We start from the raw sequence: 15,395 nt of genomic DNA, 5'->3' as shown, positions 1-15,395 counted from the left end.
TATACGATCCGGGAACCGTCTCGACTGATTACCCGTCCGTAATGATCTCAGCAACCCGGTCGCGGCTGAAAAGCTGTTCATCCGATGGAATCTCTGGATAGTGGTCTCCGTTCTCGTAGGTCGGCCACTCGCCAAAGATATCGGGGTACAGCTGCTTTGCGGTCATTTCGATCTGGAAAAGATTCATGATCGGGCCGTGATATCGCATTCCGTGTGCGTACACGCGGTCGTCTTTTACCGCCGCGAGATTGCTTCCAACGCTGTGTGACGCAAGCCTCTCGCGGACATTGTTCATGTCGTAGCGGGGTGTCATCCCCCAGAGGTGGAGGATTACGTCGGGGTCCGCGTCTAGCATCGTCTCATACCCGACCGAACCCCAAAGACCATCCCATGTTTCCTCCCCGAAGGCGTCGTTGGCAGCGAGCGGACGCGTGTCGGCGAGCCAGAACCCCGGTCGGTTCAGATGATACGTCCAGAATTGGCCGTCGCCAAGTGTAACCCGAACTGCGGTTGGTCGATCTTCTTCGGGTGGAAGATTCGTTTTGATGGTCTCGATGAGCTCTTGATGAACGGCTCTGAGTTGCTTGTAACGTCTTCGTTCCTGAAACACGGTGGCGACACGACCGAAAAGCTCCCACAGCGTGTAATATTGGTAGCTCTCACTGTAGGGTTCTTGCGGGTCACCGTGTGTTCCGCTGTAGAAATTCCCGAAAAAGGGGCCGACATTGTCGACGATTTCCTCGATATCGCCCATATCCCAGTTCTCCTGGGTAATCGCCCATGCGGGGTCCAGAAAGTGAACGTCGCTACTGAGGCTGTAGAAGAACTCCTTGCTGAAATTGTCGAAGGGGTTCGGAAGGTTCTCCCACCCAAAAGAGACACCAGAAAGCCGTTCGTAGTAGTGGTTCATCGATGGCCCAGCCATGTCTGGAACGAACATCGAATTGACTGCATCACCGTGGTTAAGAGCAACTAGCATGTCTGCATACTGATTGTACATCGTGAAGACGTTCTCCGGGACGGAATCGAACTCGACTTCCCCTACAGGGGAAAGCGAGGCAACGTAGGAGCCGCCTTCTGACCGGGTTGCTGTGCTCGTCTCTTTGCCACTCGATGTTGCTGTACTGGACGGTTTGCCACTGTTACTGGAGCAACCGGCTACGATCGACGTGCCGAGCAGCAGACTACCGCCGGAGAGGTAGTCGCGCCGCGTGAGATTACTTGCTCCGTCTGTCTCGTCCATATTTTAGGTTGGCCTAATATGGTGTATATGGCTTTCGGATTAACCAGATGGCCCTCGTGTAGGTATACTGAACGTTTCTTGACTAGCTCTGATTTATGATCTGTTCTTCAAAATTGTCTGTGAATACTATCTATTTAAACCTATAGATTATAGATATACCATCATATACTCAAAACGTGTGAAATATGATTACTCTGGATGTGCCGATAATCTATTTAGACATCGAAATCACGATTATAATAAAGAAAAAGATAATCTTATTTCTATAGCCAAGATTAACTGTGTGCGGCTGCACTTCTACGACTATATTATTCTACATTGTGTCTGAATGCTCTTGGGTGATAAAATTGGACTTATATTTGACCTGAATATGATATTCGTACCGTCCCATCAGATAATTGCTGTCTCAAATACGACCTTCTGATACCAGCGGCCGTTGAGAGCCTATCGAGTTCGCTGGCGGCAAATAATAACATCTGTACGGGTGTTATTATACTTCTTGGCTTCAACTGTGAGCAGGAGCCTTTTTATGCGATACCTGGTGCGGTACAGTGTAAATCCTCGTACGACTATCATCTAAATATGACTTCCAGAGCAAATTTCCAGTTCCGGATGGGGTAGCGGAAAGCGGGGGGGCCATCCGGAATCTCGACCGGCTACAGACTGCGACCGCTGACAAAGGTCTGATTGAGACGACTCCGGACGAACTTCCGGAGCCCCATGTTGGGCCAGTGTTCAAACACTGAGAGTTCTCCCCGCTATATATGGCGCATAACGTTCGCCATGACGACGATACCTACCATCGACGATCAATCGTCGAGGCTGTAGTTTTCGCGCTCAAGGAGCGTGGTTACATCCTGTTGGCCGAGGTGGTTGGCAGTCGCCCAGCCTGACGTGATGATCTTGTCTTCTTCCGCGTCGATCCTCCCGAAGCTTGTTCGCGATCGTCTGACGCTGAAAGCGTGGGTCGTTCGTCAGCAATCGCAGTTCCTTGTCCCGCTCACCAAGCCGATTCACCGATTCGACCGCCTCCGATAGGGCCCCGTCCCCGAGATACACTACCCCGCTAAAGTCAACCAAGAACGCGCCGGATTGTTGAGAGAACATACCATTCTGTAGACCATCACCCTCTTGTATCCATTTGTCGGAGGCTACACCTACAGTTTAATTGAGTGGCTGATTTATAGCGTCATTAACGAAACTAACTGGCTATTGCTCGCGTCCAAACAAAGCCGACCAGTTCAAATTGGGTTTCGCCACGTCTACACGAACAAATCAGTCGGATTACTGATAGCATTTACCGCTGATGGTGATTAAGCACCCGATACAATGTGTGTAAAACCAATGTGAGGGTCGCTTCTGTTCTCCGATCTCGAGTATTATACTGCGATCGCGCTGTACGCCGTCTTGACTGGACCAACACGACAGTCGTGATCGTCAGCTGGATAAATCTCAAGACAACGTGCCAGCGATGAGATCAAATAAACTCGAATGAGTCAGTTACAGTTTGACGACGTCGCCGCTCTCTGCGGCTTTGTGAATTGCCCGGATGATTCGCATATCTTGGAGTCCGTGGCGGCCGTCCGGGCCAATGTCGCTACCAGTCAAAACGCGGTCAGCGAAGTAGTCGAACTCCTCCCGCATTTCGTCCTCCGCGTCAAAACTCTCGTGTTCGACAGTTACTGTCGTCTCGTTTCGAGACAGATGGAGTTTTGCTTTCCCATGGAACGCTGGACGGAGTTCGATCTGCCCGTCCGTCCCAGTTATTTTCAGTTGCGTATCACTGTGGGCGTTCTGGCTATCAGTCGTGACCATTTTGATACCGTCTTCCAGCGCAAGCAGCGCCCCGGAGCGTTCATCGGGCACATCGTCGAAGGCCTCGCTATAAGAATACATCTGTGACTGCACTGCCAGTGGTTCCCGGTCGAGCAGAAACCGAGTCGTGTTGATCGAGTAAATCCCTAAGTCCATCACTGAGGTACCATAGCCCGAGAGTTCCGAGTCGAGCCGCCACTGGTCCGTGTCCGGATTCATCTCAAGCAGCGGCTGACTATTGTTTCCGTATACGGATACTGGCTCACCGATGAATCCGTCTTCGATGAGTTCTTTTGCACGCCTAACAGCGGGGTCAGTCTGCATCCGGTAGGCAATCATCAACGGCACAGCGGCGGCCTCACAGACCTCAACCATTTTTTCGGCCCGTTCGACCGTTGACTCCATCGGTTTCTCACACAGGACCGCTTTGTCTAACTCTGCGGCTGTCTCGGCGTATTCCAGATGCAAGGCGTTCGGTGTCCCAATGTAGACGGCATCAAAACTGTCGGCTGCTTCCCCATCGTGGAACTCTTCGTAACTGATCCCGTGGTCCACACCGTTCTCATCGGCGAGACGTTCAGCTTTCTCCGAAGAACTGCTGACAAACGTCGTAGCTTCACCCAGATCAGAGTCCTGAATTGCGGGGAGTGCTAGGTCGATTGTCCACCAGCCAAGTCCTAACAGTGCGTATCGAACCGTTCCGTCCGTGGTGGTTTGCCAGTCACGCTCGTTATACGTATCAATCCAGTCTTTCATACAGCTATATTTTAAACCTTTGCGCTAAAAACTTCGGTTTCTGAACACACAAACGCCATGACAGTGGTAATAAAATATTAAAAAACTTCACAACTCCGACCGACGTGGTCTTGATTGTGTCTGGGTTCGGCTGTCTTTGTGTCCAACCACTGATGAGCGGGTGATGTCGCCGGAGTTAGTCACTGTACTGTGCAGTAATCTTGTTACAACTGACTTTCTTCCTCAGGTAGGTGCTATTATACTCTTTCTCACTATGGAAAAAATAGAAAGAAATCACTGTTCAAACGCGCTCGTTCAAACAGTTAATACGGTATTATGCGGGTAGGTGTATCCTAATGGACATGAATCCGCCAGAATTACGCGCAAATTGTCTACTCTGTGAAGGTATTATATAATCATAACTTAGTAATTAAGACGTTCTGACATTTGTATAAACTATGTGAAACACTACATATGTTTAAATCCGCTGGACGGAGGCTCTATTCAAACCTGAGAACTGTTGGAGTATTTTAAGTCCGTCTTTAACAACCGATGGTGGTGATTGAAGAACTCGTCTCCCATTATTTCATTATCACAACAGCTACCGCTGTTAATTACATATAAATATGTACTCTATATCGGACTGTAGAATAGCCGTAGTAAGCGCATATTCATGTTTTGGCGAAGTCGATTGTAAATACATTGGTAAACCCTCTAGGGAGCTACATCGCATGAAAAACAATGCAAATCGAACACTGATCTCGGGAGGAACCGTTGTTACGCCGACTAGCGAAATTGAGAACGGGACAGTAGTATTCTCTGACGGAAAAATAGTCTCAGTGGAAGCAGAATCTCATGACTCCCCGGACATTGACGCGACGGGGAAGTATGTTCTACCTGGATTGGTTGATCTTCACGGTGATGATATCGAACGGCACCTTTTTCCGAGAGCTGGTGAGCGCGTTGACACGACGGTCGCTTTGGACCGATGTGATATTGCCAATGCCAGCGCGGGAGTTACGACAAAGTATCATGCCATTGCGTTCGAAGACATCCCAGATGATAATCGGAGTATCGAACTAGCTCGTCGCTTGGCCGAGCATATCCGAGATTTCAACTACGAAACCGGTGCCAGGATCGACAACAGACTCCATATGCGGTGTGAGCTCACCAATCAAACGGCTGTCGACGCCGTCTCGCAAGAAATCCAATCAGGGGGCGATCTCGTATCCCTTGTCTCACACATTCCCGGAACGGGCCAGTTTACTGGCGAAAATACACTTACACAACGCTATAATCTTCCGGATGGGGTCTCAGAGTCAAGCCTTCAGTCTCTCGAAACACGCCGCAATGGTCTCTCCGAAATAGAACTAATTTCGCGTGCACGAGAAATCACAGAGCTAGCGAGCGATAGGAATATTCCAGTCGCCTCACACGACGATGAAACCGTTTCGAGTGTGGACAACGCCGCTGCTATCGGGGTAGAGATAAGTGAATATCCGCTCTCCCACCGTGTTGCACAGCGTGCAACCGAGCTAAACTTGAGCGTTGCGATGGGTGCGCCGAATGTGGTTCGCGGTGGGAGTCTCTGGGACGGGCCCGATGCGTCTCAGGCGATCAGAGACGGTGTTGTCGACATTCTCTGTAGCGACTTTCGTCCGCAATCACTGCTTAGCTCCGTATTCACCGAAACCGGTGACTCTCTCAAAGACCGGGTATTACGTGTCTCTACTGTACCAGCTGCCGCTGCCGGTCTGTACGATCGTGGCCGATTGGAGTGTGGGGCAAGGGCCGATCTTATCGTCGTTGACCCAGACCCGGTTCCATCGATAGCACGAACATACGTTGCCGGCGACGAAGTGTATTGCTCTGCATAGCCTACTCGTGATGCGTACTAGGTAAAAACTGCGAGTGGCATCAAACCGCTCTTATCAGGCTACTCGCTGTTCGCCTCTTCCCGCTCAACTGACCAGTGATACACCGAACATGCGCCTGCAACACCTACTACCAGGGAGAACAGACCTAAAACCATGCTCCCGGGAAGTGAGAAGGCGACAGAGGCGGCTAGGACCATCGCACCGAGCACCGAGACGGCCACGTAATACTGATACCACTGTCGACCCTCCTCCTGCTCTTCAGAGCGGTTGAGGTACTTTTCGAAGTCGTCTGCCTTCTCGGTAAGGGTGATATGGCCCCGGTCTTGGTTAAAATCGACGACACCGATGTCGTCCATCTTCGGGAGATGGCACTGGTACAGTCCTACGTACACGCGCTTGCGCTCACTCGACGTCAACGCATCAGTTGTAGTCTCGTTCTCGATGGCCGCGACGTGTTCTGCGAGCTCTCCAAGAGAGACCTGTTCGCCTCGTTCTCGAAGAAAGTGGAGGACTTCTCTGCGGCGGCTGTTTTTCAGTATTTCAAAAATGACGTCTAGAGATGCACCCGAGTCGTCCTGCTCCTGTGACGCCGCTTGGTCCGCACTGCCCTCTTTCCCTTTTGACGATGGAACAGATTCGTCGCTTAGTTTATTATTCGGTTCTGCTTTCGTTTGTGCGGTGTCTTTGACTCCCATATTTACCCACTTCCTGTGTGCTGCGACATCGTCCACCCGTCTGTAATCGCGCTCACACAGCCCCCCGGCTGTATCGACGGAGCGTTACGCTGTCAGCCAGCATTTCAAATCAACATCACCTTGCCACTTAATACTTTGTTATGTAATCAGTTAGATAATTTTCCTTTGATTACCGTCGGGGTAGTCGGTAGTTGTTTGGGTATTCCGGGAGTAACAGTGTTCTTAGAATCAATTTTCGGCGATCAATGACAAAGATCTGCCACAGTGTGTGTGTTGAGGTGCACAAAATACGCAGAATGCCCGTGAGTGCCCTGAGAGCGGTCCTCTGTTACGGTTACACGTTACTCATCCTTGAGATCGTACAGGATAAATCGCAGCGTATATGCCCCGTATCTTTGGACGATGTAAGTAACGCAATCTTATCAGTGCCAATCGAACAGCTATCTGGACGCAAAGAGATCCCTGCAGGGACGAAGTCCCAGATAAGATGCTCTTCTGGGCTGTCGTCAGGAAATGGAACTCTCCAAACTTTGCAGTATCTGTCGTTGATCGTTTGGCGCCTGCTTGCCGAACACGTAGCTGAAATGTCCGTTTTATGAATTGAGCGGAAGTGCGATATTACTCACCACATACTCAGTATGCAGGGTACTCAATCGGAATCGTGTATGGTTACGAAGCGAGACCAAGAGACACGAGCGAAACAATTAACCACAGGCACATGGAATATCACTGTACACGAGTTTGTGTCCAAAGAAGGTAGCTGGTACACTCGTGCATACGAATAGATACGATGGCAGACTTTGATCAGTGGGACGAAGTGAGCTACGTAATCAGTTCACGGTATCGAGTCGAGACTCTCCGCCGGTTGTCAGAAGGCCCTGCGACACCGTCGTTAATTGCGGACGACAGGGAAATGAGCATTGCTCACGTTTCGCGCGCCCTGCAAGAACTCCGTGAGTCGGAACTGGTCGACCTATTAGTTTCCGAAGATCGGAAGAAAGGGCGCGTGTACGACATCACCGAGAAGGGTGTCGATATTTGGGAAACAATCGAACGGAAGAACATGGCGTAACTGTCTCCTCTCGGTCTCGAACTGATAGGATTGCACAGCCGCGTCGACTTAGAACCGTCTTTATTCCTGTTTTCGATTCGAATTGAACCTGTCATTTGATATGGGAATATCGCGTATACACCACTCATTACACCAACCCTGATATTTGATCACAAGCCGGTGTGCTTTCTATAGATTCAGCTGACGGTAGTTGTTTAACTGAGACGCCGAGGAACGGTATCGAATCACTACGACTCTGGCTGAAAGTTCCACTTTGGTGGGCGTGTCTGGTAGTAAACGAATGCTACCCATTCCGAGACACCCCTGTGGAAATCCGCTCTTCGACATTGAATGCAAAGAGTGTCTACCAGTTGGTATAGCAGCCGTAACAATAATGATTTGTAACATACCTGCGTACGCATGTTGTCCATAGGCTACGGAAAATTACTGATTGGGTGCGTCGCTGGACTGTTACTCATTGGAGGCGCTACGCTGGGGCTTGGAATCGGTGGGTTCGCCGATGGACCGGTAGATTCGGGGCCCGCTGTCGGCGAGGACGAACTGGAGATACGTACTGTGCAATCTCCGACCGAAATTCGGCCGGATGAGCCGTTGCGTGTGCAATTGCAAATCACAAATTCGGGGTCGGAAACGACAACACAACAGATAGCGCTACGATTGAACGGGGACGGACAGCCCTCTGAAACGGTAGCAACAAAACAAGTCGAGGTTTCGGCTGCAGAATCGACGGACGTGACGTTCGCTGTCGAGCCTGATCAAGTCAGCTCCGGGGAATACACGTACGCTATTGCTATCGGTGAATCATCGTCCCCGGAGTCAACTGGGAGTGTGGCTGTCCTCACCCCGCCTACGTTTGTACTCGACGATACCACTGAAAACGCTACAATCGTCCGCGGAACGAACGCCTCTATACGAACAAACCTGACCAATGTCGGTGCATATCGCGGCGTCCAGACAGTGCGAATCGCTGTCGATGCGGATCAAAACGGCCAGTACTCCGGTTCTGAAACGCTGAACGAGAGTGTCCACTCACTTGCGGGCGGCCAGAGCCAGATGAACACTGCTACGGTCCGAACTGCTGATCTGGAGCCTGGTCGATATCAATACAAGGTCGCCACAGAAAACACAACAACGACCGGAACACTCCATGTCCAGCAACCGGCGACGTTCCGGGTACAGAACACGACTGCACCGGCCAACGTAACGAGGGGGGAAACTGCCAATGTCTCAGCGATCGTCGAGAACGTTGGTGACGTGGACGGGAGCGAAAACGTCACGCTCCACAGTGATTCTATGAACACCACCTATTCGCGCTCCGTTTCACTGGCTGCCAACGAAACGACAACGGTGTCCGTTGGAGTGAATACGACGAATTTGAGCCGCGGGACACACAACTATTCGCTTGGAACCGCTGACGGCACAGATACCGTCTCGATGACGGTACAGGGCAGTCATTTTGAGGTGTCGGATTTGGCTGGACCGAATGTCCTGTACGTCGGTGATACGGCTGTGTTCTCCGCAGACGTTACGAACACCGGTGAAATCACCGGAACTCAATTGATCCAGCACCGCATCGACAGCGATGACGATGATCGACCGGAAGCCTATGGAGTCGACAGAAACGTCACGCTCGCACCCGGCGAGTCGACTCGTGTTCGGTTCGAGATTGAATACACGGTAACTGACTCGACGGATTACCCCGTAGAACCACTGAGTCTGCAGACGTATGTCTATGGCATTTACTCAGAAGACGCGCGTGCGTCAACAGCTATGTCGGTCAAGCCCTCATGGGCAAAAGACGGCGGGTCCAGCGGTTCCGGCGGAAGTACCAGTGTCTCTGATGGTGACCGTGCTTCGCTTGATGAAATAACTCAGGACAAGTACGGATACTACTATGATGAGGTGAGCAGTGAAACGAAGCGCCAGGTCGAAGAGATTCATGAGCGTCAACCATTCGCGGATGGCCTTGCGGCCGCAGAGGTGCGTACGCGTGAGGAGATCGCCCGGCAAGAGTACGGTGCCGATGTGAAAGCTGGGGAAAAGTTTAATTTCACAGGATTAGAAATCGAAACCCAACAGAAAGTCGAAGCAGACTTCGATGCGCAGTTCCAGACTGATTCCGGTGACCGAATTGAGTCCTGAGACGAACTGGCCAACGACACATACGGGAAGTCGTACGAGAACTTAACCGCTAGTCGCAAGGCGGACATCAAGACGACGTATCAGGATCAATTCGAATAACCACTCACCCCTAACAATAGTAATCGCCGTACGCAGGCGCTTTTCCGAATCGGCCTAACGAGATATTTATGGATCCGACAGTTCACTGTATATGACCGCTAACCTTGGAAAGTAAGGAATAACAATAGATCGATTTGTCCAACATGGCGACAGAGAGGGCCCCCATTGGTGGCCGGTGAGCGGCCCTACGACCTACCATGACTATCACTGAATCAGAGGTTGCTATTGGCGCGTGGGTCTGGCAAGAAGGCCGACCCGAGATGAGTAGCTCCCTTTTCGGTAGCTCTATGCATACCGTACCGGACTCGCTCCAGCAATGCAGTCGTGCTGTACAACTCATAGAAACGAAGCGAGACCACTTACCAACAGGGGGGACATAGAGTGTACAAAGGCTCAACTGTCGGTGTCGTCGTTCCGGCACACAACGAAGAGGGGTTCATTGGTGAGGTCATCGACTCACTTCCGGAGTATGTCGATCAGGTGTTTGTTATCGATGACTGCTCGACAGATGGCACGTGGACCGAAATCAAAGAATACGTGGATGCCGAAGTAAATCAGGCGGGTGTGACCGATGATTCCGCAGAACAAATAGCTGTCGCCGATGGGGCCGGAACAACGGTTTCTGAAAGCCAGACGTTCCTCGACAAGCGTATCGTCCCGGTTCGTCATCAGACCAACGGCGGTCGCGGGGCCGCCATCCAAACCGGATACGATCTCGCGCTTATGAGTGGCATGGACGCGGTTGCAGTCCTTGATGGCGACGGTCAGATGGATCCGAACATCCTCAATGAGATCCTCGACCCAGTCGTTGAAGGGGAAGCGGATTACGCGAAAGGAAACCGCTTGATATCGCGACGCCACTGTACTCAGATGTCCAACTGGCGGTTTTTCGGGAATGCGCTCCTCACGTTTTTGACAAAGATCGCAAGCGGACACTGGAAAATGCGCGATCCTCAGAACGGATACACCGCAATTTCCGCAACGGCGCTCGAACAACTCTCGCTGAACGACCTGTTTAACGATTACGGGTTCCTGAACGATATACTAATCCACTTAGACGCGAACGGCATGACAGTTCAGGATGTGCCGATGGAGGCATTTTATGGCGACGAGTCAAGTGGAATCAGATACAGTTCGTTCGTTCCGAAACTATCCCTTCTGTTACTTCGTGGGTGCATCTGGCGGTTACACGAAAAGTACCTCTCTCGAACAGAATCAGAGTAACCACATCTGGCGGGGGTACGTCGCTCTTTGACACCGCAAGCGACATCATCAAAGACGGGTATGCAGTTGTTACTTATTATGGCGTCGGCGTGAGCGGAACGTATGGGTAGGTGGTCGGATGCTTTGCCAGCGACTGTCGATTTGCTTGCTGCCGTTGGGTACACAGCAGTTGTGCTCCTCGCAACATTGTCGTCTCTTGACGGAGTTTCCCTCGCGGCCATCGCGCTCCCGTTTCTGCTATTCGTTCCGGGTTATGCCGTGGTCGCGTCGCTGTTTCCGACTCGGAACCCGGAGTACGAGAACCACCGGTTGATCGCCACAGAACGGATACTGTACTCAGTTGTGGCAAGTATCTGTTTGGCAATCATCGTCGGAGTCAATCTTGAGTTCACACCGTGGCCGATTCGGCCGACACCAGTCGTTACTACCCTTGCTATCCTAACTGTGGTGGCAGCTGTGATCGCGTGGTATCGGCGTTGCCAAAGGACACCGACGAGCCTCGGTCAACCCTCGATGCTCTTCGGAAACTCGCGGGCCGCCAGCGGAAGTTCCGACGGGGAGGGGATACAGCTAGGGACTATCGTTGTCGGTGTTGCGATCCTCGTCACATTCGCCAGCGTGACGTTGGTCGCGGCTCAGCCACAACGCGGTGAGGCGTACACAGAGTTCGGGCTGCTGACCGAGAATGAGGCTGGCGATCTGGAGGCCAGTGGCTATCCGGAACAGATCACGATGGGCGAGTCCGAACAGATGTATTTCACTGTCACCAACCACGAGATGGAGACAACTGAGTACGTCGTCGTTGTGCAGTTGGCCAGAACTGCGCCGACAGGAGAGGTAATAGAGCGTACACGTCTCGATAGTTATAACAACCGGACCGCGGCTGGAGACCGCTGGTTGCAGCGTCACACGGTTACGCCGGTACTAGAGGGGGAGCGCTTGCGGTTGACGTATTTGTTGTACAGAGGAAGTCTCCCGGATCAGCCCACAACTGAGAACGCGTACCGTGAGACTCACATCTGGGTCGACATAACGTGAACTGACAACGACAGGAGTCTGGGAGTCGGTTTCAGACTGTTCTGATGGCTAGTCTGCCAGAGCCACTCAGGAGGTGGTGAGCGGCTCGGATCGGTTACCGACACCATCAGCGACCTCCTCCGATGCGAAGTTTTGAATAAACGCTTCGTACTGGTCGATCACGGCCGTCGGAGCGAAATCGTTCGCACGCTCAACCAACACGTCGCTCGGGAGTGAATCGTCGAGCGTCGCTTGGATGGCCGCTGCAAGTCCCTCATCGTCATCGACATCCACGAGTGGGCCGTACTCACCGCCTTTGAGGATTTCCGCCGGGCCACTGGGACAATCGGTCGAGACGACTGGACATCCGCAGGCAAGTGCCTCGATAAGTACGGTCGGCAGTCCCTCGTGGATTGAAGACATTGTGAGGACGTCCGCACCCGCCATGTAGCCGTACGGATTGTCGACAAAACCGGGAAACGAAACCGCGTCGTCGATGCCTAACTCGGTCGCGAGGGTTTCGAGTTCGGTTCGCTTCGACCCGCGACCGACAATTATCGCACGCGTGTCCGGTCGTGCGGCATGAACTCGTTCGAAAGCGCGGAGGAGCGATCCAAAGTTCTTCGCTCTCTCCAGACGTCCGACACCGAGAACAACGTCAAGCTTCGCAGAGTCGATCCAGGGATGGTCCACCGACTCCCTTGCCCGCTCCTGCACCTCATTGACTGGGATCGGGTTGTGGAGAACGGACACCTTCTCACGGTCGACGCCGACGTGTTCTACGACGCTCTCAGCGACACCTTCCGAAACGGCGACGAACTGGTCTGACTGGTGTGCGAGGCGACGCTGCAGCGACTGGACGAGTTTCTCTTTCGGTTCCTCCTGCATCCCGAGTGTGTTGTGGATTGTCGAGATAGTGACAGTATCTGCACCAGATAGAATCTGCGAAATCATGTGAATGTCGTTAGCATATGTCATTTGTGAGAAAAGTATTTGCGGGGATTGTCGCCGCAGATATCGCACGAGAGCAGGAATGCTCGCACCGATTCCTACCCCCGGTATGCGCTGTGTTTCTAGGTCAACGAGGTTTACACTTCCGGCGACATCGGTCTGGAAATCTCCCTCGTTGTACGACACGACAAGGTCGACCTCGTATCCGCGCTTGGAGAGCCCGTTCGCAACAGAAACTGTCACACGCTCGGCGCCACCGACTGTCAGAGAAGGAACGAAGAACGCTATCGGCCCAGTGTCTTCCATTAGTTTCACAGTCTGTGTGAGCGGGCTTGTTTATACTCACCCTACGCCGATTCTCGGGGTGCGTTTCTAACTTTCCTGCAGTGCTCTGGTCGATTCGAATGGCTCGAATCGTTCATGTAGGCCGCGTAGCGGGACAGAAATGCCCCGTGAGAGTTTTACAACGGACTGACACCCGATGTGGATAGCGTAGAGTGGATGATAGTGCATCTGACTCGCCCATGTAGGGAGGGTATAATTTTGAGCATCGCAGTAGATTACGCGGACAATGTGTGGAATCTGTGGTCAGTATATTCGATCTGGCTCACCTGCAACCGATGTTCTTGAACGTATGAACGACTGTCAGTGTCACCGAGGTCCTGACGACGACGGGATTTTCAGAGATGGAAGTGTTGGACTCGCACACCGACGACTCAGTATCATCGACCCCGAGAGCGGCGGACAGCCGATCCACAACGAGAACGGTACAGTAACCGTCATCTTCAACGGAGAGATCTATAATTACGGTCATATCAAGGACCGACTCACGTCCGCTGGGCACAGATTTACCACTGAAACCGACACAGAAGTGCTGGTCCACCTTTACGAAGAAGAAGGCCCCAGCTTCGTCGACGAACTCGATGGAATGTTCGCGTTCGCTCTGTGGGACAGTGAGCGAGAACGCCTGCTACTGGCCCGTGACCCGATGGGCATCAAGCCGCTCGTTCTCGCCGAAACGGACGACCAGTTCGCGTTCGCCTCCGAGCTCCCATCGCTGTTCGAGAGCGATATGGACCTCGGCGGCATTGATAGGGACGCACTGGCCCAGTACTTCGCATTCGGCTATATTCCGGCACCGAAAACGGCCTTCCGCAATGTCTCGAAGGTCCGGCCCGGCGAGCGGATACTCATATCGGACGACGGTATCGACCGAGAAAAATACCACGACCCATCGATAACACTCCGCGACCCCGATATTGACACTGCTGCCTCACATCTCCGCTCGCTCGTCGAATCGGCGGTTGAAAAGCGCTTGATGGCTGATGTCGAACTCGGCGCGTTCCTCAGTGGGGGAATCGATTCGACGATAATCGTCGGAGCGATGGCACAGCTCCTTGACGATCCCGTCAAGACGTTTACTGTCGGTTTCAATCAGGATCGATTCGACGAATCCTGGGCGGCACGAGAGGTGGCGTCTTTCCACAACACCGACCATCACGAGATTACGCTCACGGCGAATGACGTACGCGATTCCGTGCCGGCTGTACTGAATAAATTGGGGGAACCCTTCGCCGACCCGGCATTGATGCCGAGCTACGCTGTGTCTCGGGCCACGAGAAATAACGTCAAGGTCGCACTTTCAGGGGATGGTGCCGACGAGCTGTTTGCTGGGTATGATAAGTACCGAGTCGAGTCTCTGTCAAAATACTATCGGGCGCTTCCATCTCAAATACGGAAATACGCCGTCGAACCGGCTGTGAACGCACTACCAGCCTCACGTGGGACTGCAGTCGGCGACGCCGTATACAAAGGACAATGGTTCATAAATCGGAGCGGAGCACGATCGGTCCCGGAACGACATTTCGATTTAATGCGCGTATCCGACGACCACGCTATCCAGTCCGTGACGAACGTCGACCCGATCGAAGCTGGGCAGACCACTCTCCGGTCACAGCACGCCGCAATATCCCCCGAACTGACTGACAGGGAGAGTTTAGCACGGATACAGGCTGTCGATACCCGCTTATCGCTCCCGGATCAGATGCTCACGAAAGTCGACCAGGCCAGTATGTACAATTCACTTGAGGTACGTGTTCCGTTCCTCGATACTGCTGTCGTTGAGTATGCACTCAGTCTCCCAACAGACCACAAACTAACTGGCCGTGATCGAAAACGTGTGCTGAAACGAGCCTTCGATGATCTACTGCCGGAATCAATATTACAGCGAAACAAACACGGGTTCGATATGCCGATCGGTGAGTGGTTCAAACACGAACTTGCCGATGAGTTCGTCTCGACGGTCCGCTCTACCGATCTGGGCATTCTCGATACAGCGGCGACCTTAGACCTATTCGAAGAGCACGTCGATGGAAACCACGATCACTCGCGGTTTCTCTGGACTGTATACGTCTTCAAACACTGGGCGCTACGTATGCAAGAACAGGGCGTCCTCGAATAGGAATACGGAGTCAGGAGCCGGTGTGACTATACACCACGATTTGGCGTCTTGTACTGGCTATAGT

The 15,395-nt window shown here is 52.5% G+C and carries 10 protein-coding genes and 1 pseudogene; 6 read left to right on the top strand and 5 right to left on the bottom strand.

Features of this window, described 5'->3' with window-relative positions; all coding sequences use genetic code 11:
• Positions 1-28: 28 nt before the first annotated feature.
• The 3 genes from IEY38_RS12585 to gfo6 all read right to left on the bottom strand — a co-directional run bounded on the left by IEY38_RS12585 (position 29) and on the right by gfo6 (position 3,814).
• The gene (locus tag IEY38_RS12585; protein WP_188978286.1) at positions 29-1,243 is read right to left on the bottom strand and encodes an ABC transporter substrate-binding protein; all 1,215 of its coding nucleotides are present in this window, start codon (positions 1,241-1,243) and stop codon (positions 29-31) included.
• Positions 1,244-2,080: 837 nt separating this feature from the next.
• Positions 2,081-2,350, bottom strand: a complete 270-nt coding sequence (locus IEY38_RS12580; protein ID WP_229775289.1) for a hypothetical protein — start codon at positions 2,348-2,350, stop codon at positions 2,081-2,083.
• Between the two features lie 393 nt (positions 2,351-2,743).
• Positions 2,744-3,814 (bottom strand): D-xylose 1-dehydrogenase Gfo6, encoded by a 1,071-nt coding sequence (gene gfo6, locus IEY38_RS12575; RefSeq protein WP_188978284.1) that lies wholly within the window; start codon positions 3,812-3,814, stop codon positions 2,744-2,746.
• A 710-nt stretch (positions 3,815-4,524) separates the two neighbouring features.
• Here gfo6 and IEY38_RS12570 point away from each other — a divergent pair.
• Entirely contained in the window at positions 4,525-5,670 is a 1,146-nt protein-coding gene (locus IEY38_RS12570; RefSeq protein WP_188978282.1) for an alpha-D-ribose 1-methylphosphonate 5-triphosphate diphosphatase, read from the top strand.
• 59 nt (positions 5,671-5,729) lie between these two features.
• On the opposite strand, the gene IEY38_RS12565 is transcribed toward IEY38_RS12570, so the two are convergent.
• Entirely contained in the window at positions 5,730-6,365 is a 636-nt protein-coding gene (locus tag IEY38_RS12565; protein ID WP_188978280.1) for a DUF7344 domain-containing protein, read from the bottom strand.
• 790 nt (positions 6,366-7,155) lie between these two features.
• Between IEY38_RS12565 and IEY38_RS12560 the strand changes: the two genes are divergently transcribed.
• The 4 genes and pseudogenes from IEY38_RS12560 (at position 7,156) to IEY38_RS12545 (ending at position 11,940) form a co-directional block, all read left to right on the top strand.
• Complete coding sequence (locus tag IEY38_RS12560; protein ID WP_004515801.1) at positions 7,156-7,437, top strand: winged helix-turn-helix domain-containing protein; 282 nt, start codon at positions 7,156-7,158, stop codon at positions 7,435-7,437.
• A 399-nt stretch (positions 7,438-7,836) separates the two neighbouring features.
• Positions 7,837-9,678 (top strand): annotated as a pseudogene (locus IEY38_RS12555) (hypothetical protein).
• 381 nt (positions 9,679-10,059) lie between these two features.
• Positions 10,060-10,902, top strand: a complete 843-nt coding sequence (locus IEY38_RS12550; RefSeq protein WP_188978278.1) for a glycosyltransferase family 2 protein — start codon at positions 10,060-10,062, stop codon at positions 10,900-10,902.
• 102 nt (positions 10,903-11,004) lie between these two features.
• Entirely contained in the window at positions 11,005-11,940 is a 936-nt protein-coding gene (locus IEY38_RS12545) for a DUF1616 domain-containing protein (protein ID WP_188978276.1), read from the top strand.
• A gap of 66 nt (positions 11,941-12,006) precedes the next feature.
• Here IEY38_RS12545 and IEY38_RS12540 read toward each other — a convergent pair whose 3' ends face one another.
• Entirely contained in the window at positions 12,007-13,176 is a 1,170-nt protein-coding gene (locus IEY38_RS12540; protein WP_188978274.1) for a glycosyltransferase, read from the bottom strand.
• Positions 13,177-13,441: 265 nt separating this feature from the next.
• Here IEY38_RS12540 and asnB point away from each other — a divergent pair, with 265 nt between their 5' ends.
• A complete protein-coding gene (gene asnB, locus IEY38_RS12535; protein WP_268238771.1) occupies positions 13,442-15,331 on the top strand; it encodes an asparagine synthase (glutamine-hydrolyzing) in 1,890 nt (629 codons plus the stop codon).
• The last annotated feature ends 64 nt before the right edge of the window (positions 15,332-15,395 follow it).

The organism is Haloarcula sebkhae, assembly GCF_014647415.1.
GTDB lineage: Archaea > Halobacteriota > Halobacteria > Halobacteriales > Haloarculaceae > Haloarcula > Haloarcula sebkhae.
Note: the sequence above shows the minus strand (reverse complement) of the source record. Positions and strands in the feature narration are given on the sequence as shown.

What these genes read in the sequence shown, in the direction of transcription:
- IEY38_RS12585 (WP_188978286.1), bottom strand. Translation starts at nt 1,243, where the DNA reads ATGGACGAGACAGACGGAGCAAGTAATCTCACGCGGCGCGACTACCTC.
- IEY38_RS12580 (WP_229775289.1), bottom strand. Translation starts at nt 2,350, where the DNA reads ATGTTCTCTCAACAATCCGGCGCGTTCTTGGTTGACTTTAGCGGGGTA.
- gfo6 (WP_188978284.1), bottom strand. Translation starts at nt 3,814, where the DNA reads ATGAAAGACTGGATTGATACGTATAACGAGCGTGACTGGCAAACCACC.
- IEY38_RS12570 (WP_188978282.1), top strand. Translation starts at nt 4,525, where the DNA reads ATGAAAAACAATGCAAATCGAACACTGATCTCGGGAGGAACCGTTGTT.
- IEY38_RS12565 (WP_188978280.1), bottom strand. Translation starts at nt 6,365, where the DNA reads ATGGGAGTCAAAGACACCGCACAAACGAAAGCAGAACCGAATAATAAA.
- IEY38_RS12560 (WP_004515801.1), top strand. Translation starts at nt 7,156, where the DNA reads ATGGCAGACTTTGATCAGTGGGACGAAGTGAGCTACGTAATCAGTTCA.
- IEY38_RS12545 (WP_188978276.1), top strand. Translation starts at nt 11,005, where the DNA reads ATGGGTAGGTGGTCGGATGCTTTGCCAGCGACTGTCGATTTGCTTGCT.
- IEY38_RS12540 (WP_188978274.1), bottom strand. Translation starts at nt 13,176, where the DNA reads ATGGAAGACACTGGGCCGATAGCGTTCTTCGTTCCTTCTCTGACAGTC.
- asnB (WP_268238771.1), top strand. Translation starts at nt 13,442, where the DNA reads ATGTGTGGAATCTGTGGTCAGTATATTCGATCTGGCTCACCTGCAACC.